At 36.1% G+C, this 25,261-nt stretch carries 18 protein-coding genes; 12 read left to right on the top strand and 6 right to left on the bottom strand.

Annotated elements, in window-relative coordinates; genetic code table 11:
- Positions 1-225 precede the first annotated feature (225 nt).
- The gene (gene glmS, locus G6O70_RS02335; RefSeq protein WP_057869517.1) at positions 226-2,046 is read left to right on the top strand and encodes a glutamine--fructose-6-phosphate transaminase (isomerizing); all 1,821 of its coding nucleotides are present in this window, start codon (positions 226-228) and stop codon (positions 2,044-2,046) included.
- 155 nt (positions 2,047-2,201) lie between these two features.
- On the opposite strand, the gene G6O70_RS02330 is transcribed toward glmS, so the two are convergent.
- Positions 2,202-3,278, bottom strand: coding sequence for a glycosyltransferase (locus G6O70_RS02330; RefSeq protein WP_057869516.1), 1,077 nt, complete (start codon positions 3,276-3,278; stop codon positions 2,202-2,204).
- 473 nt (positions 3,279-3,751) lie between these two features.
- Here G6O70_RS02330 and G6O70_RS02325 point away from each other — a divergent pair, with 473 nt between their 5' ends.
- The 4 genes from G6O70_RS02325 to cydC are packed head-to-tail and all read left to right on the top strand — an operon-like array spanning position 3,752 to position 9,660.
- Positions 3,752-5,170 carry a cytochrome ubiquinol oxidase subunit I gene (locus G6O70_RS02325; RefSeq protein WP_057869515.1) on the top strand — a complete coding sequence of 473 codons (1,419 nt, stop codon included), beginning with the start codon at positions 3,752-3,754 and terminating at the stop codon, positions 5,168-5,170.
- A complete protein-coding gene (gene cydB, locus G6O70_RS02320; protein WP_057869514.1) occupies positions 5,170-6,186 on the top strand; it encodes a cytochrome d ubiquinol oxidase subunit II in 1,017 nt (338 codons plus the stop codon). Before G6O70_RS02325 ends, cydB begins: the two co-directional genes overlap by 1 nt.
- Complete coding sequence (gene cydD, locus G6O70_RS02315; RefSeq protein ID WP_057869513.1) at positions 6,186-7,901, top strand: thiol reductant ABC exporter subunit CydD; 1,716 nt, start codon at positions 6,186-6,188, stop codon at positions 7,899-7,901. Before cydB ends, cydD begins: the two co-directional genes overlap by 1 nt.
- 1 nt (position 7,902) lies before the next feature.
- Complete coding sequence (cydC, locus tag G6O70_RS02310) at positions 7,903-9,660, top strand: thiol reductant ABC exporter subunit CydC (protein WP_057869512.1); 1,758 nt, start codon at positions 7,903-7,905, stop codon at positions 9,658-9,660.
- A 111-nt stretch (positions 9,661-9,771) separates the two neighbouring features.
- Here cydC and G6O70_RS02305 read toward each other — a convergent pair whose 3' ends face one another.
- The gene (locus G6O70_RS02305) at positions 9,772-10,752 is read right to left on the bottom strand and encodes a polyprenyl synthetase family protein (RefSeq protein ID WP_057869511.1); all 981 of its coding nucleotides are present in this window, start codon (positions 10,750-10,752) and stop codon (positions 9,772-9,774) included.
- Positions 10,753-10,857: 105 nt separating this feature from the next.
- Here G6O70_RS02305 and G6O70_RS02300 point away from each other — a divergent pair, with 105 nt between their 5' ends.
- Entirely contained in the window at positions 10,858-11,769 is a 912-nt protein-coding gene (locus tag G6O70_RS02300) for a prenyltransferase (protein ID WP_057869510.1), read from the top strand.
- 18 nt (positions 11,770-11,787) lie between these two features.
- Positions 11,788-12,996 carry an NAD(P)/FAD-dependent oxidoreductase gene (locus G6O70_RS02295; protein ID WP_057869509.1) on the top strand — a complete coding sequence of 403 codons (1,209 nt, stop codon included), beginning with the start codon at positions 11,788-11,790 and terminating at the stop codon, positions 12,994-12,996.
- A gap of 445 nt (positions 12,997-13,441) precedes the next feature.
- Here G6O70_RS02295 and G6O70_RS02290 read toward each other — a convergent pair whose 3' ends face one another.
- The 4 genes from G6O70_RS02290 to G6O70_RS02275 form a co-directional block, all read right to left on the bottom strand.
- Entirely contained in the window at positions 13,442-14,320 is an 879-nt protein-coding gene (locus G6O70_RS02290; protein WP_083481914.1) for an NAD(P)-dependent oxidoreductase, read from the bottom strand.
- Between the two features lie 13 nt (positions 14,321-14,333).
- Entirely contained in the window at positions 14,334-15,269 is a 936-nt protein-coding gene (locus G6O70_RS02285; RefSeq protein WP_057869507.1) for a DMT family transporter, read from the bottom strand.
- Between the two features lie 160 nt (positions 15,270-15,429).
- Positions 15,430-16,653: an L-lactate MFS transporter gene (locus G6O70_RS02280; RefSeq protein WP_057869506.1), complete on the bottom strand. Its 1,224-nt coding sequence runs from the start codon at positions 16,651-16,653 to the stop codon at positions 15,430-15,432.
- Between the two features lie 469 nt (positions 16,654-17,122).
- Positions 17,123-17,554 (bottom strand): Hsp20/alpha crystallin family protein, encoded by a 432-nt coding sequence (locus G6O70_RS02275; RefSeq protein WP_057869505.1) that lies wholly within the window; start codon positions 17,552-17,554, stop codon positions 17,123-17,125.
- 294 nt (positions 17,555-17,848) lie between these two features.
- Here G6O70_RS02275 and G6O70_RS02270 point away from each other — a divergent pair, with 294 nt between their 5' ends.
- From G6O70_RS02270 to G6O70_RS02250, 5 genes are all read left to right on the top strand, one after another.
- Positions 17,849-19,471: a peptide ABC transporter substrate-binding protein gene (locus G6O70_RS02270; RefSeq protein WP_057869504.1), complete on the top strand. Its 1,623-nt coding sequence runs from the start codon at positions 17,849-17,851 to the stop codon at positions 19,469-19,471.
- Positions 19,472-19,824: 353 nt separating this feature from the next.
- Entirely contained in the window at positions 19,825-22,665 is a 2,841-nt protein-coding gene (locus G6O70_RS02265) for a sigma 54-interacting transcriptional regulator (protein WP_057869503.1), read from the top strand.
- Between the two features lie 203 nt (positions 22,666-22,868).
- Positions 22,869-23,360, top strand: a complete 492-nt coding sequence (locus G6O70_RS02260) for a PTS sugar transporter subunit IIB (protein WP_057869529.1) — start codon at positions 22,869-22,871, stop codon at positions 23,358-23,360.
- A 94-nt stretch (positions 23,361-23,454) separates the two neighbouring features.
- Positions 23,455-24,426, top strand: coding sequence for a mannose/fructose/sorbose PTS transporter subunit IIA (locus tag G6O70_RS02255; RefSeq protein WP_057869502.1), 972 nt, complete (start codon positions 23,455-23,457; stop codon positions 24,424-24,426).
- A gap of 23 nt (positions 24,427-24,449) precedes the next feature.
- A complete protein-coding gene (locus G6O70_RS02250) occupies positions 24,450-25,259 on the top strand; it encodes a PTS mannose/fructose/sorbose transporter subunit IIC (RefSeq protein ID WP_057869501.1) in 810 nt (269 codons plus the stop codon).
- Positions 25,260-25,261: the final 2 nt, after the last annotated feature.

Raw genomic sequence — 25,261 nt, 5'->3', positions numbered from 1 at the left:
AAAAGACATGCGGCTGAAGGTTATACAAAGCTGCATGCCTTTTTTGGTATATACTTATTTTTTGTTATGAATTTTTATATACCAATATTTGTTTAAGTGTTTGACAATCAGCACAATAGGTATTATATTAGACGTATTCAAGTTATAATAAATACATTTTGATATAGACCAATTTTAAAAATATTAATAATAAATTAAAAAACGGTTAGGAAGGCTGGTTTTGGTATGTGTGGAATAGTAGGCATTACTGGTAATAAAAATGCAGTTGACATTTTGTTGAACGGCTTACAGCGTTTGGAGTATCGAGGTTATGATTCTGCTGGTATATATGTGAACTCACAAGATGGTAAAGAGTATCTTGTCAAAGAAAAAGGACGAATTGATGATTTACGTGAAGAAATTGGGGCAGATGTTCACGGTTCTAGCGGAATTGGTCATACAAGATGGGCGACACATGGAGTGCCAAGCAAGGAGAACGCACATCCACATGTTTCAGCCGACGGACGTTTCTTTTTGGTACATAATGGTGTCATTGGAAACTTTGCAGAATTAAAGGCAACTTATTTGCAAGATGTTAATTTTGCTAGTGACACAGATACGGAAGTAATCGTACAATTGATTGCAAAATTTGCGAAGGAAGAAAAACTTGCGACAAAAGAAGCATTCAAAAAAGTTATTTCATTGGTAGATGAAAGTTCTTCATATTCATTCTTATTAATGGATAACCAAGAGCCAGAAACTTTGTATGTCGCAAAGAATAAGAGCCCACTTTTGATTGGAGTAGGAGAAGGCTTTAATGTTGTATGTAGTGATGCAATCGCAATGCTTGATCAAACACATGACTTTATAGAGCTTGTTGATGGTGAGATTGTGATTGTTAAACCACAAAGCGTGACAATTGAAGATCCTCAAGGGAATGTTATTGACCGCAAACCATTTCATGTTGATACAGATGCCTCTGAAGTTGAAAAGGGTGCGTATCCTTATTATATGCTGAAGGAGATTGATGAGCAGCCAACAGTAATGCGCTCGCTAATTAAGCACTATATCGCAGATGATGGATCAGTTACGATTGATGATGCTCTCTTGAATAGTATGAAAAAAGCGGATCGCTTGTATATCGTGGCTGCTGGAACAAGTTATCATGCAGGTCTTGTTGGCAAAGAACTCTTTGAAGGATTAATGAAGACACCAACGGAAGTTCATGTAGCTTCAGAATTCGGGTATAACCCACCATTACTCTCTGAAAAACCATTCTTTATCTTCTTAACTCAAAGTGGAGAGACTGCTGATAGTCGTCAGGTTTTAGCACAAGTCAACAAGTGGGGTTATGAGAGTTTAACGATTACAAATGTTGAGAACTCGACATTATCACGAGAAGCAACATTCACATTGTTATTGTATGCTGGTCCTGAGATAGCAGTGGCTTCTACCAAAGCATATACGGGACAAATTGCACTTGAAGCAATCCTTGCGAAAAAACTTGGTGAAGAAAAAGGTGTTTCAGCTGCAACTTCATTCGATGTAGCACATGAACTTACAATGGTTGCAAATGGAATGCAAGAACTAGTTGATGAGAAGAGTCAGTATGAACAGATTGCAGCAAATGCGCTTGCAACAACGCGCAATGCATTTTACATCGGCCGAGCAATCGATTATGATGTAGCGCAGGAAGCTGCATTGAAATTAAAAGAGGTATCTTATGTACAAACTGAAGGATTTGCTTCGGGTGAGTTGAAGCATGGAACAATTGCTTTAATTGAAGAAGGCACTCCTGTGATTGCAATTATTACTGGAGCAAAGACCGCAAATCATACTAGGAGTAATACTCAAGAAGTTTTGGCTCGTGGGGCTAATGTGATAAAAATTGTAAGTCGGAATTTGGCAGAAGATGGAGACCAGATTATTTTACCTGATGTTCATCCATTGCTAACACCATTATTAGCAATTGTACCTTGTCAGTTGTTAGCTTACTATACAAGTTTGCAACGTGGTTACGATGTTGATAAACCACGTAACTTGGCTAAGAGTGTAACCGTTGAATAAAATATGGTCGTAGGAAAGTTGTAGGAAATAAGTTTTTAATTATAATACCTAATAAAAAAGCTATACCAGAAAGCCAAAGGTTTCTGGTATAGCTTTTTTATATAAATGAATGAGAAAATTATAAGAAGACTGTGGAATATTCCCACAAATGGCGGTTAGATTTGTTCTAACATAACCTGCCACTGTTCAACGATATTTTGGAGTGAGAAGCTTTGAGATCTTTCTAACGCCTTTTTTGACCAATATTCACGCTTTTTTTTGTTTTGTGCAAGATAATTTAGTTTCTCCACAAAGTCTGTGGCATCGTGATCGGCCGTAATAATTCCAAATTCACTATCTAGTAAATATTCGTAAGCACCTGTATTGTTCATAGAAATAACTGGCAGACCAAAACTCATGGCTTCACCAATTACTAAGGGCATTCCTTCCCAACGTGAGGTCATAAGAAAAATTGAAGAGGCTCGGTAATGTTCTTGTAACTGTTGGTCTGAGAGCATTCCCAGGAGCTGTAACTTATCTTCGAGTCCTCTGTTTATAATTTCTTTTTGGATATCATTATAATTGGGACCATCTCCGGCTAACTTGATAGTCCAACCACTTTGTAATTGTTCAGCTATCTCGACTAGTAAGTCTAACCCCTTTTGCTGTGTATCAATTCTAGAAACTGCGCTGATAATAGGATTGTCAAGTGTAGAGTGCACATTACCCACCATTGTTAATGGATTATACAATAAGATAGTTTTAGGTTGATGTTTTGTAAACTCATTTAAATCGTGAGTTGTCAAAACAACAACTCTGTCAGCTGCAGTCAAGCCACCTACAAACTCTGCTTTCATAAAGCGATAATAGTTGTTCATATATGTCTCATAACTATTATGCATCCAAGCAATGCAATGCAGACGCGGGAGTTGGTCCTTGATTTTTGGAATAAAGCTAGTCAACAAACCTGCCGTTAGAATAACTGCATCATATTTACCAACTTCCAGCACTTGAACTAGATCCTTTATTTGTTCCTGATAATTAATAAATGGTTTTTCACCTCTGAAACTCTTTCCAGAATTTACAGGGTATTTTGATGTAATAAGTGGTGCAGTCAGCTTAAAAAAAGAAGGATTATCTGAGAGAGAAAAATAATTGACTTCTATTTTCTTTGAGAGTTCATTACCGACAACTGTTGCAACTCGTTTGAGCCCATCCATTACTAGATTTTCTACGCAAATTAATATCTTCATAATCGCCATCTCCTAATATGGTTCTTCTAAAGTTCAGTTCGGGTTTATAAGTTGAATGTTTGCCTTGTGCGAATTATTACGACCATAGGATTCGTATCTTGATAAAAATAATTAAGAGTAGCCTTTTAATGAAAAGGCTTTACTATTTGCTATCTTTATCAAAGCTACTATAAATCACTATAATAATAAAGAAAAAAGCATACATCATTGTTAAAAGACAATGTTGAGTAAGAAAATTAAATGTACTATGAGTCATAGTGAAAATAAAAATATTTGCGAATGTTATGTAGAAAGAAAAGATAATATTAAAATTGGATAAAAAAATAGGTTTTTCACAATATTTCATGGCCTAACAATTGCTTTTGCTTGTTATAGTAGTATATTTTTAAGTGAATGTATTTAATGTTCTTACATAATTTATAGCATGTGAGAAATACTGACGTTCTTAAAAAAACAAAAGGGAGGGGTTTCGTATGAGTATTGTTGCACTTGGTCGATTTCAATTCGCGATGACAACAATTTATCACTATTTCTTTGTTCCTTTTTCAATTGGAACTGGGTTAGTAGTTGCAATTATGGAAACAATGTATGTTGTTACAAAAAAAGATGAATATCTTAAAATGGCGAAATTCTGGGGTAATATTTTTCTATTGAGTTTTGCGGTAGGCGTTGTAACTGGTATTATTCAAGAATTCCAATTTGGAATGAACTGGTCGGCATATTCGCGGTTTGTTGGCGATATTTTTGGAGCACCGCTAGCAGTGGAGGCATTGCTTGCTTTCTTCATGGAATCAACGTTCTTAGGTCTGTGGATTTTTACATGGAAGATGGTTAGTCCTAAGTTACACGTTACTTTTATGTGGATTGTAACCTTGGCTTCATCACTATCTGCGCTATGGATTTTAGCAGCTAATAGTTTTATGCAGCATCCCACAGGTTATACTATCAAGAATGGACACGCTGTAATGACAAGTTTTAGTGCTCTTTTAAAGAATCCACAATTATGGTATGAATTTGGACATGTCATTGCTGCTGCCGTTGTAACTGGGGGAATAATCATTGTAGGTTTGTCGGCATTTCAATTGCTTAAGAAAAAAGTGGTAAATCCTGATTTCTATAAGAAGTCGATGCATATTGGTTTATTAGTAGCTTTGTTTGGTTCAATTGCGGTTTTAACAGCAGGTGATCTGCAGATGAAGGCACTTGTAAAAGAACAACCAATGAAGTTTGCAGCCACTGAAGGATTGTATAAGAATTCGGGGGATCCTGCAGCTTGGACAGTTGTCGCCTGGGCGAATGAAAATGGGCACAAGCGCGTTTTTGGGATTGAAGTTCCATATGTATTAAGTATTTTGGCATATGATGAGCCATCTGGTTCTGTAAAAGGCATGAATGCAATAAATAAACAACTGATTAAAGAGTATGGGAATCGGAACTACTATCCGCCAGTTAACACACTTTTTTGGAGTTTTAGAGTAATGGCTGGTTTTGGAACACTGATGTTGTTGGTTTCTTTATTAGGGCTGTTCTTTACAAGAAAGAAAAATCAGCTTTTATATCGTCAAAAGTGGATGCTGTGGATCTTAGGACTATGTACATTTACACCATTCTTAGCTAATACAACTGGGTGGCTAGTGACAGAGTTAGGACGATATCCATGGACAGTCTATGGTTTATTCACTATCAAACAAAGTATTTCACCGAATGTATCGGTGGCGTCATTATTGATATCAAATATTGTCTACTTCCTTTTATTTACAGGTATTGGGGCAACAATGATTTCATTAGTTGTTCGTGAGCTTAGAAAAGGACCAGATTATGAAGAGAAGCTTGATAAAGAGGAAGAAAAGGCGGCTAAGATTGATCCGTTTGATAAGGAGGCATTTGAATAATGAGTGGATTACAACTTTTATGGTTTATTTTAATCGCAGTTTTATTCTCAGGCTTCTTTTTTCTCGAAGGTTTCGACTTTGGTGTAGGGATGGCAGTTCAGTCACTTACGCATAATGAGAATGAGAAGGACCAGATTGTTGCAACAATTGGGCCAGTTTGGGATGGAAATGAAGTTTGGTTAATTACAGCTGGAGGGGCATTGTTTGCTTCTTATCCTTTTTGGTATGCCACACTGTTTAGTGGTTATTATTTAATATTATTTACGATATTAGCAGGCCTTATTATTCGTGGGGTTTCATTTGAATTTAGAAAGAGTGTTCCAACAAATCAAAAGCAGCTTTGGAACTGGACACTCTCTATTGGTAGTTTGATTGTGCCATTCTTCTTTGGTGTAATGTTTATCAGTATGATTCAAGGAATGCCAATTGATGCTCATGGTGATATGTCTGCCACATTTAGCGACTATATCAATTTGTTTTCAATTGTGGGTGGCGTTGCGGTAACGTTGCTTAGCTACCTACATGGTTTGAACTATATTGCGCTCAAAACAACTGGACCAGTTCGTGATCGTGCTAAAAACTATGCTAAGTTCTTATATGGTATTTTATATCTTGGTTTAGTGGCCTTCGCTGTATTGATGTATTTTAAGACAGATTTCTTTGAATTACATTTTGCAACTACTTTGGGGTTACTTATCCTAATCGTAGTGTTGACGGTAGTTGCCAATGTTGCGGTCATGAGGGATGCGGAGATAACAACCTTTATTGCAAGTGGGACAACCTTTGTCGCACTCGTTGCATTAATTTTTACTGGAATGTTCCCAAGAGTCATGATTAGTTCTATTAGTTCGAAATATGATTTGTTGATTACAAATTCTTCTTCTAGTCCGTATACCTTGAAGATTATGTCATATACAGCAATTGCATTTTTACCCTTAGTTTTGGCGTACATTGCATGGACGTATTATATCTTCAGGAAAAGAGTAAAACATGAACCTGTTTTGGAGACGAAATAATGATTGATAAAAAGCTGATGTTGTTGCCAGGAATAAAAAAAATACTAATAATCCTGACCGGATTGGCGTTACTGCAAGCTGTCGCAATTGTTGGACAAGCTTGCTTTTTGTCGACATCAATAGTTAATTTATGGAGTGGGGCTGGGATAACTGCCCAGATTAAGTGGGTACTATTATTTTTTCTATGCTTTTCAATTAGACATTTAGTTAACTTCTATCGTGAAGAGTTATTGGACAAGTATTCCGCTGAACAAGCTGGCAAAATTCGTGAAAAACTATTGAATAAAGTTTTTCGTCTTGGACCGCTTGTTATTCAAAGTACTGGTACGGGTAATACAACTACAATGGCTCTTGAAGGAATTGATCAGGTTGAAGATTATTTACATTTGATTTTGGCTAAGGTCACAACTTTAATGATTGTCCCATGGATTGTTTTAGCAGCAATTTTTTATTACGATTGGGAATCAGCTGCATTTTTGTTAGGTATTTTTCCAGTTATAATTATTTTCATGATTGTCTTGGGGTATGCTGCGCAGTCGAGGGCTGATAGACAATATGCTTCATATCAGATGTTGTCTAATCACTTTGTGGATTCTCTTAGAGGGATTGATACTTTAAAATATTTTGGACTCAGCAAAGACTATGTAAATAGTATTTTTAAAACAAGTGAAAAGTTCCGTAAGGCAACACTTAATACACTTAAAATTGCAATTCTTTCTACATTTGCCTTAGACTTTTTTACAACGTTATCAATAGCTGTTGTTGCCGTTTTCTTAGGGTTGCGGTTAATTGATGGTCATATGATTCTCTATCCAGCACTGACAATCTTGATTCTTAGTCCAGAGTACTTTTTACCAATTAGAGATTTCTCAAGTGATTATCATGCGACGTTGAATGGAAAGAATGCGTTGAGTGCAATAAATAAAATTTTGGATATACCGGAATCTGTAATTTCACCAATTGCTATTAACAGATGGAGCAATTCTTCCCGATTGGAAATTGATAAACTGAGTTTTTCTTATGTAGAAAATGAACCTGCATTGAAAAAAATTGATTTCTTAGTTACTGGGTATAAAAAAGTCGGAATTATTGGATTAAGTGGATCAGGAAAATCTACATTGATTAATATTCTAAGTGGCTTCTTGAACCCAGATGAAGCACTTGTAAGATTTAACAATGAAGAAACAAACTCATTTGCTCAAAAAAATTGGCAGAAACAACTAATCTATATTCCACAGAATCCTTATATATTTAAGGGAACATTGCGAGACAATATTATTTTCTATCAACCTAACTCAACTGCAAAACAAATTGAGCAAGCAGTGAATATTGGTGGCTTAACCGAGTTGGTGTCTGAACTACCAAACGGATTAGATACGCAAATAGGTGAAGGTGCACGCGCACTTAGTGGAGGTCAAGCGCAACGAATAGCTTTAGCACGCGCATTCTTAGATAAACAACGGAAGATTCTTTTATTTGATGAGCCGACTGCACATTTAGATATTGAGACAGAGGTGGAGTTAAAAGAACGGATGCTGCCCTTGATGGAAAATCATCTGGTGTTCTTTGCCACACATAGGTTACATTGGATGCGGGAAATGGATCTGATTTTGGTAATGGATAAAGGCCGAATAGTTGAAGCTGGAACATTAGATGAATTACGGAAAAGTAATGGTGCATTTGCGGAATTAACGAAGTCTTTGAGGAGAATATAGAATGAAAATATTTAAATTATTCAAAAAAGATACTTGGATTAAGCCGTTTTTGGGTAAATATCGTAAATCTCTCTTCTTTGCACTAGTGTTAGGTTTTATGACCTTCTTTTGTGGTGGAGCACTGATGTTTAATTCGGGGTATTTAATCAGTAAATCTGCTGCACACCCTGAGAATATTCTCTTGGTATATGTGCCAATTGTACTAACAAGAGCTTTTGGGATAGGACGGCCTCTTTTTAGATATCTAGAGCGACTAACAAGCCATAATTGGGTCTTGAAGTTAACTTCTGAATTAAGACTAAAATTATACAAAGTCTTGGAAAAAGATGCAGTCTTTTTTAAGAGTAAATATCAGACTGGAGATATTTTAGGTCTATTATCAGAAGATATTGACCATATTCAAAATCTGTATCTAAGAACAGTTTTTCCAACCGTAATAGCTTGGATACTTTATATGTTTATTGTAATAGCACTTGGTTTTTTTTCTCTATGGTTTGCATTAATAATGTTATTATTGCTTTTTGTACAAGTTATTTTATTTCCCTTCATGGCAATGCTGGTTAATGGAGCACGTCAAGAAAAACAAAAAATATTAAAAAATAAGCTTTATGCAGAGCTCACTGATAACGTTTTGGGCGTTTCAGACTGGATATTTAGTCAACGGGGAGAAGAATATCTAGAACATCATAAAGAGATTGAAGATAAGCTACAAGATGTGACACGACAAATCAAAAAAAGTAACCATTATCGCAATACAGGGGTTCAATTGATGTTTGGGGTAATAGCAATTGCTTTGTTGTTGTGGGCAGGAATCCAATTCCCAGGAAATCACGGTGGTGCAGCAAATTGGATTGCGGCATTTGTATTGGTAATTTTTCCTTTAATTGATGCTTTTGCTCCATTGGGTGATGCTGCTCAAGAGACCAACATTTATCAAGATTCATTGAAGAGATTAAATGACTTATCAAACGAATCGGATGAGAGAATGTATGGGACAGACAAGCGAGAACTCAGAGCACCTTTTGTGATTACTGTAAATCATCTTAGTTATTATTATCCTGATGCTGTTAAGCAAGTATTGAATGATCTGAACCTTAGCATTGATAGTGGACAAAAATTGGCAATTTTAGGACGTAGTGGTTCGGGTAAGACGACCTTAGCGAAATTATTGCGTGGAGATCTCCAACCAAGTACTGGCAGTCTGAAGTTGAATAATGTCGATGTGAAGGAACTAGGTGAGTCAGTTAGTGAATACATTGGGGTTATTCATCAGACGCCATATCTTTTCAATACAACAATTAGCAACAATCTTCGGGTTGGAAATGAAAATGCAACAACCGCTAGTCTTTGGAATGTGTTGGAACGTGTTGGACTGAAACAACTTGTTGAAAGTCTTCCTGAAGGGCTTGAAACAATTGTTGATGAGGCTGGATTACGTTTTTCAGGAGGGGAAAGGCATAGATTAGCGTTGGCTAGAATACTCCTGAAGGATGCACCGATAGTGATCTTAGACGAGCCAACAGTTAGTCTTGATCCTTTAACCGAACAAGGACTAATAGAGACATTTATGCAGCAATTAAATGGAAAGACAATAATTTGGATTACGCATCATCTGCAAGGGTTATCAATGATGGACAAAGTTATTTTTATTGAAGATGGAGAACTAAAAATTGAAGGATCTCCGAGTGAACTTGCAACTACAAATGAGCATTATAAGAAGCTCTTGGCGATTGATCATGGTGATTATGTGGTTAAATAAAAAAAGGATGAGCCAAAAGTTGAATTTTGACCCAGCCTCGCTAATTATGCCGTATAAACGTGTTCTATAATTCAAAATTTTCCATTTAACTTCAAGTTACTTAAGTATTTTTTAGAACTTGCGATTCAAGAGACTGTTTGTTAGTTTCTTGATACTAATTGTGATTTCATTTTGTGGTAATTTATCAATATCTACTAAGGCATTTTTTGTATAACTTTGGGCAAAGGTAATTGCATCTTTGACTCCTCCGAGTTTATGAACTAGATTACTTACCTTTTTAATTTCAGCAACTGAAATGTTTTGTTTCTTATCTAGAAATGGGGCAAAGGCTTGTGGGTCTTTAGCAATTGCAAACAAAAGTGGTGAAGTATAGACACCTTGGGCTAAATCTTCTAATACAGGTTTCTTCAAAATCTTGCTTGAGGAAGTATAATCTAAGATATCATCATAGATTTGAAAAGCAATTCCAATGTTCTCACCGATTGAAGCAGCAATTTGAGTTACTTCAGACGAACTCTTGCCAAAGTATGCTCCCTCGAGACATGCTAGGCGAAATAACTCTGCTGTTTTTCCCTTGATATTTTCAACGTAGTTTTCAATTGTCTGATTTTGATTAAAACGAGCATGCATTTGACTAAGTTCACCAAATAAGAGTTTTTTCATTGCCGCTGCATTGTCTTTCATCATTGTTGTACCATTCATAGTATCAATCAATAATTCAAAAAATACTGTGAAAAGTAAATCCCCTGCATAGACAGCGACATCCTTACCGAAATTAGATTGAATGGTAATGACGCCATGTCTTAAAGGAGAGTCATCAATAATGTCATCATGGATGAGCGTGGCTTTATGTAATATTTCTAGGGAAGCAGCAATTTTAAGTAATTGTTCTTCACTTTGTTCATGTTTATTTCCAAGTTCTGAAAAAAGAAGAAAAAGACCAGGACGTAACATTTTCCCTTGTTCCTGGGCTGCATCAGCAAGTAGTTGCTTTACATCGGGCTTATCAGTACTGAGATGTTCATTGATTAAAGAACTAACGGTATTAAGTTTTTGAGCAACGTTTGGATAGTGAGACCATATATCTAGCATATTAACATTGAATTCCTTTCCGGTGAACTATGAGCATAATATGTTCTACACTATATTAAACCAAAATCATCAGTTTAGCTATAATAAAGAGAAGGAGTGATTTAATTGACTGTTCCAATTTTTTTAGAGTTAGTTGAAATAAAAGCCAAGACAGCAAGTATTTTACCATTCTTACTGGGTGCATGTTTTAGTTGGTTTAATTACCATTCATTGAATCTTGGTTTACTAATTACGTTTTTTATTGCGATGTTTTTATTCAATATGGCAGTTGATATTCTGGATAATTATAATGATTATCGAAATGCAACTGAAGAGCATGATTATAAGCGAAAAACGAATATCATCGGACGCGAAAACTTATCCCTACAATTAGTGTTCTGGATGATGGTTGGGATGATTGCAATGTCAGCAATTATCGGTTTTATTTTGGTTTATATAACAGGTTGGCCGTTATTGATAATGGGCGGTGTTTGTTATCTTGTGGGAATTTTTTATTCTTCTGGTCCTAAGCCACTTTCAAGTTTGCCTTTAGGAGAAGTCTTCTCAGGACCTACAATGGGATTTATGATTACATTGATTTGTGTATATATAAATTCATATCAGAATTTTTCGTGGAGTTTGATGAATGTGGGGGCAATATTACTAATTTCATTGCCTAACACTATGTGGATTTCCAATCTAATGTTGGCTAATAACATTTGTGATCTTGCAGAAGATGAAAAAAATAACAGATATACGCTAGTTCACTATCTTGGTAAGAGACATTCACTACAATTATTTGTTATAATGAACTCTGTAGCTATACTTGCTCTGGTGGCTGCAGTAGTTTTGAAAATCGCACCTTGGACAATGCTGTTGACCTTGGTTGTGTTGCCAGTTATTGTTAAACAAGTTAAATTATTTTTGAGTAAACAAGTAAAAAAAGAAACATTTAGCTGTGCTATCAAAATACTCGCCATTGGAGCTGTAAGTCAAACATTAACATTTTTGATTTACATGCCATTCATTAATAACTAAGAAGAAGGAGATGTAGGAATGAAGGAAATAGTTATTTTAGGTGCAGGGTACGCAGGATTACGTGCTCTTCACCGATTGCAAGCAAGCAAAGGTGATTTTCATATTACACTTATCGATCGTAATAATTACCACTATGAGGCAACTGACTTACATGAGGTTGCTGCGGGTACTCAATCAAAAGAGAAGATTACTTATACAATAACTGACGTTGTTAAACCATCAGTGACAACATTTATTCAGGCTAAAGTTGAGACGATTGATCGTGGAGCACAGACGGTCACATTAGATAATGGACAAGTGCTTAACTATGATTATGTAATCGTTTCGCTTGGATTTCGCTCAGAGTCATTTGGCATTGCTGGAGTTGAGGAAAATGCACTTGAAATGGTGGATGTCGAAAGTGCAGAAAAGGTATACCATCATATTGTTGTACAAATGCAAGATTATAGTAAGACTCAGAATCCAGATGATTTAAAGATCGTTGTTTGCGGTGCTGGGTTTACAGGTATTGAACTTTTAGGTTCACTTATTGAGTCTCGTTCATCTTTGGCTAAGATTGCTGGAGTATCTGCTGACCAATTAGAAATCTATTGTGTTGAAGCTGTTACACGTTTGTTACCAATGTTTGATGAAGATTTGGCTAACTATGGTATCTCTAGTTTGAAGAACTGGGGGATTAAGTTCCTTACTGGGAAGCCAATCAAAGAAATTAAACCAAATACAGTTATCTATCAAGATGATAAAGAAACTGGTGCTACCAAGGAACTTACTGCAAACACGATTATCTGGACAACTGGTGTAAGTGGCAGTGAAGTAATGGAAGCTTCAGGCTTTTCACAAAGACGTGGTCGTGTTATTGTGAGTGATAATTTGACAGATCCTGACTTTGATAATGTTTATATTGTCGGAGATGTTTCTGCATTTATGGATAAAGAAAGTAATCGTCCATATCCGACAACTGCACAGGTTGCACTTAAGATGGGCGATTACGCTGCAAAACATTTACTTGCACAATTGAATGGCAATGACATTGAAGGGTTTGCCTTTAAATCATTGGGTTCGGTTGCTTCAATTGGGAATACACATGCCTTTGGAATGGTTGGCAAGTCAGCTATTAAAGGTTATCCAGCATCTTTTGTTAAGAAAGCAATTATGGATAAATCGTTACTTGCAACTGGTGGCGTAAAAGAAATGCTTGCTAAGGGTCGCTTTGACTTGTATCACTAGAGAAATAGAGAAAAATTTTAAACCAGAATTGTGAATAGGGCTCAGATTGACTATGGCTATATAGTCTGATTAGGCTCTGAATTCAATTTTAGTTTCGAAATCTGCTTATCTGCATTAATAGAGGTGTTGTCACAAAGTATTTTTATGGCGACACTTTTTTTGTATACTATGATTTTGCTCATTTATATTCAAATTGTCAATGGTTTTTAGCCAATTTAATAAAAAAATCTTTAAAATAAGGATTTGTTCCGAAAAAAGATTGTGCAAAACTTAATTACTATTCAAATAAAAAAGAAACCAGCCTAAAAAATAAGTTGATTTCTTTATATAAACTCTCAAGCAACTGTTGCTGACAAGAAATAAAAAATCCAGACATAGAAATGAAAAAAATTATAATTCTATACAGACGCATCTTTTTAGAGATGCTGTTTTTTTATAGTAATTATTATTTATAAATATTGATTAAGCCCTGAGTTCCTTGGTTTCCAAGACCTTTAACATCGACCATCACTTCATATAGTCGTTTAGCTTCAGCAGTGGCTTTAAGATCAAGCCCCATTTTGTCGGCTTCTTCTAGAGCAATGCGTAAGTCTTTAAGAAAATGTCTAGAAAAGAATCCAGGCGTGAAATCATTCTTTAGAATTCTTGGGACATAGTTAGTCATGCTCCAATTGTTTGCGCCTCCAGCGGAAAGTGTTTCAAGAATTTTTTGTTCATCAAGCCCAGCATGTTGGGCATAAAGAAGCATCTCTGTTAATCCTGTCATTGTACCTGCAATCATTATTTGATTTGCCATCTTAGCATGTTGACCAGAACCTGCAGCACCAAAGAGATTAGTTGCTTTGCTGATAACTTTGAAGAGTGGCAGAAGTTTATTATATGTTTCTTCTTCTCCACCAGCCATTATGGTTAATGTTGCATTTTGAGCACCAATATCACCACCAGAAACAGGAGCATCGACAGCATGGAAATTGTGCCTTTTTGCATAGTCTGCAATTTTAACCGCTAAACTTGGACGGCTTGTCGTCATATCAATCGTGATTCCTTCAGTTTTTAGGCCTTTGAAGAGACCTTTATTACCAAAGTAAACTTCCTCGACATCGGTTGGGAAGCCTACCATTGTAAAGACAACATCGCTTTTTTTTGCAACCTCAGTCGGAGTATCGGCCCAAGTTGCACCGGCAGCGACTAATTTGTCGGTTTTACTTTTTGTACGATTATAGACAGTTAGTTTGTGACCAGCCTCTATTAAATGGCCTGCAATTGCAGCACCCATCACGCCAGTTCCAATAAATCCAATTTTCAATTTTGTCATCCTTTCCATATGATACGAATTTCTACAACAATTTGATAATACCAACACCAATTACCATAACAATGATCCCGATGATTTGTGTGAGTTGGACAGGGTGCTTCGGTGAGAGAAACAAGCCAAAATGATCAACCAAGAGACTTCCGATAATCATTCCAATTAACACAATCACCGTTACAACCCCCGTTCCAAGATGTGGAACTAAGAAAGAATTACCAGTTACAAAAATAGCGCCTAACAAACCGCCAGTCCAGTTCCACCAAGCAATTTGCGAACTCTTTAGATTTTTGAGGCTTTTTCGATCTTTAATTAAAACAATTAGCCATAAGAAGATTGTACCGATCAAAAAAGAAAAGAAGGCAGCATTGATGGATGAATTAAGTATAACACTCAGATGACCATTAATCGCAGACTGGATAGCACTGAAAGAACCGGTAATAATTCCAAAAACGCTCCAACAAAACAATAAGAGAGAGGATTCTTTTGTTTTTGCAACAAGTTTATCATGGTGGAGAATACTAGGCAATGCAACTGATACGATTACTCCTGCAAAAACTAGAAGTGCTCCACAAAGACGTAGAAAAGTTAATGGATGATGTGAGGAATAAAATAATCCAAAATTATCGATCAACATACTTGCAAGTATCTGGCCTAGGATTGGCATAATAACGGTTTGAACTCCACCTATGTGCGGGAAAAGCAAAATGTTACCAGTTAAGAAGATAATTCCAAGAATTCCGCCTAACCAAATCCATAATGGCTGGTTTGATATAATTGCAGTGCTAGGCAGCAATACGCCATGGGTAATAGCTACAAGAATCCCTAGGAAAAGTGTGCCAACACTGAAAGAAATTGTAGAGGCAATGAAAGGAGAAGTTACAAAGACGCGCAGCCGCGAGTTAATTGCAGTCTGCATAGGCAAAAAAATTCCAATTAGAATTCCAATAGTGAATAAGTACATTTGGATAACCTCACTTAAAAAATGATAAACAGACATGATACCTGTTGAATTATACTTACATATTAGCAGATAAAAATAAGCAGTAAAACTAAAGAGTTTTTTGCAAAAAAATACGAAACAATGAAGTTACTCAAAGTTCCGCAGGTAGAGTTAAAAATTATTAATTATCTGTTAATTTACCAATTTTGATAAATCCTCGTTGAATCCAAAATGAAGATATCAATGCAAGAATATCAATTATAATGAAAACAATTAATGTGACAGAATAACTATGAAGAATTTGATGTGTAAAAGATAAAAGTAAGGGGCCAACTATTCCGGCAACAGCCCAAGCAGTTAGGATATATCCATGAATAGCGCCAAGCTCTTTTGTGCCAAAAACATCTCCTAAATAGGCTGGAATTACAGAAAAACCGGCCCCATAACATGAGAGGACTAAGCATAATGCGATTACAAATACTAGGGGAGTACTAAAAGTTAGGATAGTCGAGAGCATTACGACATTCACAATGAAGATGGCACTGAAGGTTACTGGTCTGCCAATAAAGTCAGAAAGAGTTGCCCAGATAAGACGTCCAAATCCATTGAATAACCCGATTATCCCTACCATAACAGCAGCAGTGGCAGCAGACATACCAGTCATTTCTTGCGCCATTGGTGATGCTGCTGAGACAAGACCAATTCCACATGTGATATTGATAAAGAACATGAACCAAAGGAGAACAAATGATTTTGTTTTAACGGCTTGATTAGCAGTTAATTCGGGTCCAGTGGTAATTCGAATTCCTTTTTTCTCAAGACTTAATGTTTCTTTTGAGGAATTAGGTTTGCGAATAAATTGTGCAGAAATAATCATTACAACAAAATAGAATGTACCAAGGATATAAAAAGTTTTCTCAAGCCCTACGCTGGCTATAAGATTTTGAGCAACGGGACCTGTGAGCATTGCGGCAAAACCAAAGCCCATGATTGCAAGTCCAGTTGCTAATCCGCGTTTATCAGGGAACCACTTGATGATAGTTGATACTGGAGTAACATAACCAGAACCAAGACCCAAACCACCGATAACTCCGTATGCGATGTATAGAAGAAGAAGGGAATGAATGTGAATAGAATAGCCTGTTAAAATTATTCCAACGCTATACAGAATACTAGAAATTGTTCCAGTCAACCTTGGACCCGCTGCTTCAACAATTCTACCCATGAAGGCAGCTGACATTCCAAGGAAAAAGATTGCAATACTGAATGCTCCCGCGACAGAAGCTTCGGTCCAGCCAGTCTGTTTAGCAAGTGGTTCCGTAAAGACGCTCCAAGCATAGACTGAACCTATCATCAGATGTAACATAATGCCTGCGAAGGCAACGATATATCTATTTGGCTTCAAAATAAATTCCCCCTTAAAAATACGAACAATATTGTAATTTTATAATTAGTAATATGTTTATAGAGAGTATATCATATAATGATATATTTTGTAAGATGTTTATTTCTTACTTTTTAAAGTATATATGCGAAGGATAACGGCTTTAAATTAAGGAAAGAACTGGGCGCTATATAATTTTGTGAATGAAAAAATTATAAACCATTTTTTTAAAACACGAATAATAACTAAAAATCGCGAACATTGCGAGTGATTTGTTATGAATGATTCAAAGATACCCATGAAATTTTGACTTATGTGGCATAGTTAGCAAGAAAAAAAGATGCCAAGCCAAAAATTAACTTTTGACTTATGTGGCATCTTTTATCATAAAGAAAATCGTAATAATCAACTAAATGAAATTTATATTAGAAAAGTAATTTTATTTTAATTAACTCTAAAGTTGCCTTATATAAGGCTTTTGGAACAGAAATTAATCAATTTTAATTTGGTTTTCAGACGAAAGGTTAGCTTTTGACTTTGGAAGACTGATGTTTAATACTCCGTCAGTGTATTTTGCAGAAATTTGATCCTTAACTACATTAGGAAGACGATATTGTCTTGAATAACTGCCATAGCTACGTTCGCTAGTGATGATATTTCCGTCTTTGTCACTTTTATCCTCAAAGGAATCTCTTTTTGCGTTAATCGAAAGAACTCCATCATCGTAGGATAGAGAAATATCATCCTTGCTTATTCCTGGAATATCAACTTTGACATCATATGCTTCATCTGTTTCTTTGATGTCAGTTTTAAGAGCTTGATTAAATGACTTGGCACCTTCAAAAAACGAGTGACCCAAGTTACTGAAGAAATCATCTTGTTCCATCCAATTATTGATTCTGTTTGTTAATTCGTTACTCATAACTAAGACTTCCTTTCTTTATTTTTCAACTATATTTTAGTCCTTTTATTGAAAAAATCAACAAAAACAAACTGGGGTTCCCATGGTAACTATTGACTTTTTTTAAACCACCTGATAAGCTTAAGATTCTATTATACGGTGAGGCGTCCACTGCGGAAGGTGGACGCCATTTTTGTTTCTAAAAAACAGATAAACAAACTTTTTTTAAAAATTATTGCTTTTAATGAGATTTTAACTTAGAATTAATTTCATGCTAACGTTTTGAATTTTTTGTGGAAAAAAGGGGATGTTTTGATGAAGATACAAAAAAAGTTTGGTTTAGGGGTAGCAGTAACTGCGTGCACGCTGATTTTAGCGGCTTGTGGTAGTTCATCCAGTTCATCTAGTTCAAAACAGGTTGTTAATTGGAGTGAACCTTCGGAGTTGCCGTCAATGGATATTTCAAAAGCTACAGATACAATAAGTTTTGATATGTTGAACAATACAAACGAAGGTCTATATCGTTTAGGTAAAAACAGTAAAATAGAACCAGGAATCGCAAAAGCAACTAAGATTTCTAATAACGGGATGACTTATACATTTACTTTGCGTAAAGATGCGAAGTGGAGTAATGGAGAAAAATTAACGGCTAAGGATTTCGTTTATTCTTGGCAAAGAACTGTTAATCCGAAGACGGCTTCAGAATATGCATATTTATTTAGTGGCATCAAAAATGCAGATGATATTGTTTCAGGTAAGAAATCAGTTAATACGCTTGGAATAAAGGCAGAGGGCAATTATAAATTGGTAGTTACGCTTGAAAAGAAAGTGCCTTACTTCAAGCTTTTAATGGGCTTTCCATCATTCTTCCCACAAAACAAGAGTGCAGTTGAGAAGTATGGCAGCAAATATGGTACTGCTTCTAAGTATATGGTATACAGTGGACCATTTAAGATGACTGGTTGGACAGGCTCAAATCTTAGTTGGACATTGAAGAAAAACAGTAATTACTGGGATAAGAAGAACGTAAAATTATCCGCAATTAACTTTAAAGTCAATAAGAGCACAACCACTAGCTATAACTTGTATCAAAGTGGTAAACTCGATGAAACACTCTTAGGTTCTGAGCAAGCTAAACAATTGTCAAATTCAAAAGAATTTACAGTTCGTAGCGGAGCAAGGATTAATTACCTTGAATTTAATCAAACACAAAAGCTTTTCCAAAACAAGAAAATTCGTCAAGCCATTTCTTTGGCGATTAACCGTAAACAATTAGTTAAGAAGGTTCTTGGTGATGGTTCTGTAGTTGCTCCTGGTATTGTATCAAAAGGATTAGCGTCATATGATGGTAATGACTTTACGAAAGATGCTAAAACTTATGATGGCGTTAAGAGTGATAGAGCAGAAGCTAAAAAACTTTGGGCAGAAGGACTTAAAGAATTGGGAACCAACAGTGTACAGTTTACCTTGTTAGCAGATGATACAGATGCTGCTAAAGATGTTTCTGCATATATTCAGAGTCAACTTGAAGAGACATTGTCAGGTATTAAGGTATCTGTAAACAATGTGCCATTCAAGACACGCCTATCTAAATCACAAAATGGACAGTTTGATGTTGTTCTTTCAGGTTGGGGCGCTGATTTCTCAGATCCAATTAGTTTTGTGGATTTGTTTACTTCGGATAACTCATACAACAATGGTAAGTGGAGCAATTCTGAATACGATTCACTTATCTCTGATTCTAAGGACAAAAATGCTGGTTCAACATCTAAACGTTGGAGTGATATGGTAAATGCTTCGGAGCTTCTGATGAAAGAACAAGGAGTTGCACCGTTGTATCAACAAGCACAAGCAACTTTGGTTAAATCTAAGGTTAAGGGTGTTATCTACAACTCAGCTGGTGTTAACTTTAACTTCAAGGATGCTTACGTGAAGTAATAAAAAACTAAGTTTTTATTTAACAATTAGGATACTTTTTCAATGACTGTTGATGAGAGACTTTTATGGGAAAATCAATTCATTTTCGAATTGGTTTTCTTTTTTAATACAGTAAACAAGCCACAATTTTATGGGATATTTATTAAAGATAAGAAGCCTAGTAACCATCTATAAGTGGTTCACCGTGCCCTAGACCCCAATCATGAGCAGGGGTCTAAGACTATTAGTAATGTAGATAAGGCTAAGTGATATCTAAATAAAATTTTCTTAATACATTATTTGAGTATTAAAATTTGAAACTAATTGAAATGAGTGATACACTTTTGATACACAAAGCGAAAGGGGTTACAAGTATGACACGGCGCGAAAAAATTATTGATTATTTAACAAGTCATGACGCTGGAATAAAAAGTGCTCTTACAACTAGTGAAGTGGCAGAAGGATTGGGTATTTTTAGATCAAATGTCAGTAAAGAGTTGAATCAACTTGTGCGCGAAGGTCTTGTGAATAAACAAAGTGGCAGACCAGTAAAATATTGGGTGAATAAAACTGGAATACATCTAGATCCGATTGAAGCAGCAAAAATTGAAGGAACCAAGATAGGCTTTGCTGCAGATAAGGAAATTGAAAATAACAATATTGATTTGTACCTATCCAAAGGAAAGCAAAATACTTTTGCCAGTATGGTAGGAAATCGTGATAGCTTAAAAAATCAAGTTGAGCAGGCAAAAGCAGCATTGCTCTATCCCCCACATGGATTAAATACATTGATCATAGGTCCTACAGGTTCGGGTAAGACGTATTTTGCCAATACAATGTATCGCTTTGCTGTAGATGCTGACATCTTAATGAAAAAACAGTTTATTACCTTTAACTGTGCTGACTATGCACATAATCCACAGTTGCTCATGTCCCACCTTTTTGGATATGTTAAAGGTGCTTTTACAGGAGCTAATGAAGATAAAGATGGATTAATTCAACAAGCAGATGGGGGAATGCTTTTCTTAGATGAAGTTCATCGATTACCACCCGAAGGACAAGAAATGATTTTTTATTTTATGGATCACGGCACATATAGCAGACTTGGTGAGACGGCAAAGGTGCATCGTGCTGACGTCAGATTAGTTTGTGCTACAACCGAGAATCCAGAAAGTTCGCTTCTCCAAACTTTTGTAAGAAGAATTCCCATTATTATTCAGTTACCAGCCTTCCAGCAAAGGACAGCACATGAAAAAATACAGTTGTTAGAACAGTTGCTGACCCTTGAGGCAAATCGAATTCAGAAAAATATTTGTTTGAATGAAGATGTGGTGCAAGCTTTGATTGGAAGTGTCACATATGGGAATGTTGGACAGCTTAAATCAAATGTACAACTTGTATGTGCACAAGGCTTCTTAAATAGCATGCAAGACAAGAATGAAATTAGATTACAATTCGAACAGCTGCCACCTAATATCAAAGACGGATTGTCATACTTAGCCAGTAATCGGCACGAATTAGGTGAGATAACAAAGTTGCTGGAAGCAAAGATGATTGTTAAACCTGCTGCACAAAAAAATTATACTGAAGTTGATAGTTATGAATTGCCATATAATCTTTATGAAATTATTGGCGATAAGGCTGCTCTTTTGAAGGACGAGGGTCTAGATAAAGCAGCGATAAATAATTTTATTATGACAGATATTAATTTACATTTAAAATCCTTTTACAGTAGAGGGAAGCTAGATAGGGCAGAAAATAAATTAAATGAAATTGTCGATCAAGATATCATTAATCTAACTAAGAGGATTCAAAAATTCTTGGTTGAAGAAGAGGCATATCCTGCACGTGCTAATTTTATTTATGCCATGAGCCTTCATATTAGTTCTTTTGTGAAAAGAATTCAGTCAGGCAAACCACTCAGGCAAATCTCAAATGATTTAACGGCGATGGTTCATGATTATCCAGCTGAATTGGAAGCTGCACAGAAAGTTAAGAGCATAATAGAAGATTCTTATCATTTTCCTATTCCTGAATCGGAAGTCTATTATATGGCAATTTTGCTTGTATCACTAAAATCTGAACCAAAAGCAGGAAAGGTTGGAATTGTGGTTGCGGCACATGGTAAGAGTACCGCTTCTTCAATGACGCATGTAGTCACACAATTACTATCCGTTGACAACATTGCTTCATTTGATATGCCTTTGGAAATGAGCCCTAAGGTGGCATTGGATGGAATTGCCTCACAGGTTAAGAAAATTAATCAAGGAAATGGGGTATTGCTCTTAGTTGATATGGGTTCCTTGAGTACTTTTAGTAGTAAATTAACAGAAAAGACACAGGTAGAAGTTCGAACGATTGATATGGTTACGACAGCAATGATTCTAGAAGCGGCTCGAAAAACTGCACTCATTGATAGTGATTTATTGACTGTTTATCGCGAATTGCGTGGTTTTGCTGGGTATTCACGCACTACTGAAAAAATTGCAGAAAAAAAAGAACAGGATGTGTTGTCAAATGATGACAGCCGTCAAAAAGTAATTATTGCAGTTTGTTCTACAGGTGAAGGGACAGCAAAGAAAATTAAGGAATTGTTAGACAAAATCCTTATAGATAATTTGATTGATGATATAAAGGTCATCCCGATTTCAGTAGTACAGATGAAGCAAGAGGTACAAGAAATAAAGAAGAATCAGCGAATAGTTGCAGCAACTGGGATTGTTGATCCTGAGGTTTCGGTACCTTTTATATCATTGGAAAAGTTATTGCAAGATGGTGGGGAAAGCCTAATCAGTTTGATTGAAAGCAAAGAATTAGAGATAACACCAAATGCTGAGCTTGAATATTCAGATTCTCTAACTGAAGAGACGGCACAGAAATATCTAGAGCAATATTTTACATTTATAAATCCTACGAAAATTACGGGAATTCTTTGGAAGTATAGCGATTTTCTTGGCAAAAAGGTTCAAAAAAAACTTACAAATGCGTTCAAAATTAGTCTGATCATGCATTTGGCTGGAGCAATTGAAAGAAGCTTGACAAATTCTGAAATGACGATTTCTGCTGCTGAACTTGATACTATGAAAAAAGATTCTTTGTATGATGTAGTACAACAAGCAAATGTGATGCTGCAAGAAACATTGAATATTAAATTGAGTGAGAATGAGAGTTACTATATTGTGCAACTTTTTAATACAGAATTTCAAAAAATATAATACACAATTAGCGATACACTATTAAATAGTGTATCGCTAATTATTTTTTCTATAAAAAATCCTCTAAATAAAGGGAAAACTTAATAATACACAATAATTGGCACGAAAGTTGCTTATAGTTAGGTGTAGGTATCGCTTACAAGATAACTACAAACTATATTTGAGTAATAATACTATGAGCTATGAGGTGATGGTGTTTGCCAATGGATATTCGTCTTTTACGAATTGATAGTCGGTTGCTTCACGGTCAAGTGACTACTAATTGGGCCAAGGTGACAAAAGTTAATCGTATTTTAGTAGTCTCTGACAAGGTTGCAAAGGACAAGATTAGAAGAACATTATTGATACAAGCTAGTCCTCCGGGGATAAGGGTCAATGTTATTACAGTCGCTAAAATGATAGGTATTTATCATGATATTCGATTCGGTTTGTTGAAGGTAATGATTTTAGTAGAAGAACCCGAAGACGCTAGAAGATTAATTGCCGGAGGAATTGCAGTTGATACAGTTAATATCGGAGCGATTAGTTTTGATAGGACAAAGGTGATGGTCAGTGATGCAATTGCGGTGAATGATGCAGATGTCGCAGCCTTTTCTTGGATTCACAAGAAGGGAATTAAGCTGGATGTTCGCAAAGTTTCAGGAGATGGTTCAAAGGATTTATGGCATGCACTATCAGAAAAGAAGTTAGTTTAAAGAGTTTATTGCTTGAATATAGTTAGTTATGGTAGTAGGTTTTATCAACTTTTGCAGTTCGTGCAAAAGAAAAAAATATTAGGAGGTATTAAACATGGTAGGAATTATTCTTGCGAGCCACGGTGGGTTTGCAGAAGGCATTTTCCAGTCTGGTTCGATGATTTTTGGCGAACAAGAAAATGTTAAGGCTGTTACACTAATGCCTAATGAAGGCCCCGATGATGTAAGAGCAAAGATGGAAGAAGCCGTTTCGTCTTTTGATAATCAAGATGAAGTCCTCTTCTTAATTGATTTATGGGGTGGAACGCCGTTTAATCAAGCTAATAATTTGTTGGAGCAGCATAAAGACAAATGGGCAATTGTTGCTGGGATGAACCTTCCAATGGTAATTGAAGCCTATGCGTCGAGATTATCAATGAATTCGGCACAAGAAATTGCAGCACATATTATAGAAACTGCAAAAGATGGTGTCAAAGTTAAACCCGAGGAACTACAACCTAAGGAAGAAAAAACTACGGTAACTGCAAAAGCCAATAATGGTGGTCGTCCTGGCAAGTTTGAGTATGTTCTTGCAAGAATTGACTCACGATTATTGCATGGACAAGTTGCAACGGCTTGGAGTAAGACAGTTAACCCTACACGAATTATCGTTGTTTCTGATAATGTTGCCAGAGATGATTTGCGTACCAAAATGATTACACAAGCAGCTCCAGCTGGGGTCAAGGCCCATGTAGTACCAATTGCTCAGATGGTTAAGTTAGCAAAGGATGATCAGCATTTCGGTGGTCAAAGAGCTTTATTGCTTTTCGAAAGCCCACAAGATGCATTGAAAGCAATTCAAGGTGGAGTGCCTATTAAAACATTGAATATTGGGTCAATGGCACATTCTGCTGGGAAAGTGCAACCAAATAAGGTTTTGGCATTTGATCAAAGCGATATAGATGCGTACAAAGAGTTGGAAAAAGCAGGAGTTTCCTTTGACGTACGTAAAGTACCAAGCGATGGTAAAGAGAATATGAATAATATTCTAAAAAAAGCACAAGAAATGTTACAAGAAAAGAACTAGTCAAAAGAAATGGAGGATAAATTATGAACCTGAATATGATTCAAATTATTTTGGTTGTTTTTGTTGCATTCTTGGCTGGTATGGAAGGTATTTTGGATGAATTTCATTTCCATCAACCAGTTATTGCATGTACATTAATAGGTTTGGTAACAGGGCAATTATTACCATGTGTTATTTTAGGTGGGAGTTTACAAATGATTGCATTAGGCTGGTCAAATATTGGAGCCGCTGTTGCCCCTGATGCAGCCTTAGCATCGATTGCATCAGCAATTATTTTAGTTTTAGGTGGTCAAGGACGTGCAGGAGTTTCGTCAGCGATTGCGATTGCAATTCCTTTGGCGGTTGCGGGACTTCTTCTTACTATTATTACTCGTACATTAGCAACCGGTATTGTTCATTTTATGGATAATGCTGCTAAAGAAGGTAGTTTTAAAAAAATCGAATTTTGGCAAATTGTAGCGATCTGTATGCAGGGATTACGTATAGCAATTCCAGCTGCTTTAATCTTAGCTCTTGGAGCAGGCCCTGTTAAGGCAATGTTAGGTGCAATGCCAAGCTGGTTAACAGGTGGTTTATCTATCGGTGGTGGAATGGTTGTTGCTGTTGGTTATGCAATGGTTATAAACATGATGGCAAGTCGCGAAGTTTGGCCATTCTTTATTCTCGGATTTGTTTTTGCAGCTGTTAGTGAAATCACACTTATCGGTCTTGGTGCCATTGGTGTTTCGATAGCATTGATTTACTTGACCCTTTCAAAAATGGGCGGTAATAACAATGGCGGCGGAAGCTCAAATACAGGTGACCCAGTAGGCGACCTGATAGATAAATATTAGAG

The sequence above is a fragment of the Liquorilactobacillus hordei DSM 19519 genome (genome assembly GCF_019443985.1).
GTDB classification, from domain to species: domain Bacteria; phylum Bacillota; class Bacilli; order Lactobacillales; family Lactobacillaceae; genus Liquorilactobacillus; species Liquorilactobacillus hordei.
The sequence above is the reverse complement of the archived record's forward strand: the minus strand, read 5'-3'. Positions and strand labels throughout refer to the sequence as shown.

Coding starts and splice junctions, on each gene's coding strand:
- G6O70_RS02305 (WP_057869511.1), bottom strand. CDS start 10,752: ATGCTAGATATATGGTCTCACTATCCAAACGTTGCTCAAAAACTTAAT.
- G6O70_RS02285 (WP_057869507.1), bottom strand. CDS start 15,269: ATGTACTTATTCACTATTGGAATTCTAATTGGAATTTTTTTGCCTATG.
- G6O70_RS02290 (WP_083481914.1), bottom strand. CDS start 14,320: ATGGAAAGGATGACAAAATTGAAAATTGGATTTATTGGAACTGGCGTG.
- cydB (WP_057869514.1), top strand. CDS start 5,170: ATGAGTGGATTACAACTTTTATGGTTTATTTTAATCGCAGTTTTATTC.
- G6O70_RS02255 (WP_057869502.1), top strand. CDS start 23,455: ATGGTAGGAATTATTCTTGCGAGCCACGGTGGGTTTGCAGAAGGCATT.
- G6O70_RS02275 (WP_057869505.1), bottom strand. CDS start 17,554: ATGAGTAACGAATTAACAAACAGAATCAATAATTGGATGGAACAAGAT.
- G6O70_RS02330 (WP_057869516.1), bottom strand. CDS start 3,278: ATGAAGATATTAATTTGCGTAGAAAATCTAGTAATGGATGGGCTCAAA.
- G6O70_RS02270 (WP_057869504.1), top strand. CDS start 17,849: ATGAAGATACAAAAAAAGTTTGGTTTAGGGGTAGCAGTAACTGCGTGC.
- cydC (WP_057869512.1), top strand. CDS start 7,903: ATGAAAATATTTAAATTATTCAAAAAAGATACTTGGATTAAGCCGTTT.
- G6O70_RS02250 (WP_057869501.1), top strand. CDS start 24,450: ATGAACCTGAATATGATTCAAATTATTTTGGTTGTTTTTGTTGCATTC.
- G6O70_RS02260 (WP_057869529.1), top strand. CDS start 22,869: ATGGATATTCGTCTTTTACGAATTGATAGTCGGTTGCTTCACGGTCAA.
- cydD (WP_057869513.1), top strand. CDS start 6,186: ATGATTGATAAAAAGCTGATGTTGTTGCCAGGAATAAAAAAAATACTA.
- glmS (WP_057869517.1), top strand. CDS start 226: ATGTGTGGAATAGTAGGCATTACTGGTAATAAAAATGCAGTTGACATT.
- G6O70_RS02325 (WP_057869515.1), top strand. CDS start 3,752: ATGAGTATTGTTGCACTTGGTCGATTTCAATTCGCGATGACAACAATT.
- G6O70_RS02265 (WP_057869503.1), top strand. CDS start 19,825: ATGACACGGCGCGAAAAAATTATTGATTATTTAACAAGTCATGACGCT.
- G6O70_RS02295 (WP_057869509.1), top strand. CDS start 11,788: ATGAAGGAAATAGTTATTTTAGGTGCAGGGTACGCAGGATTACGTGCT.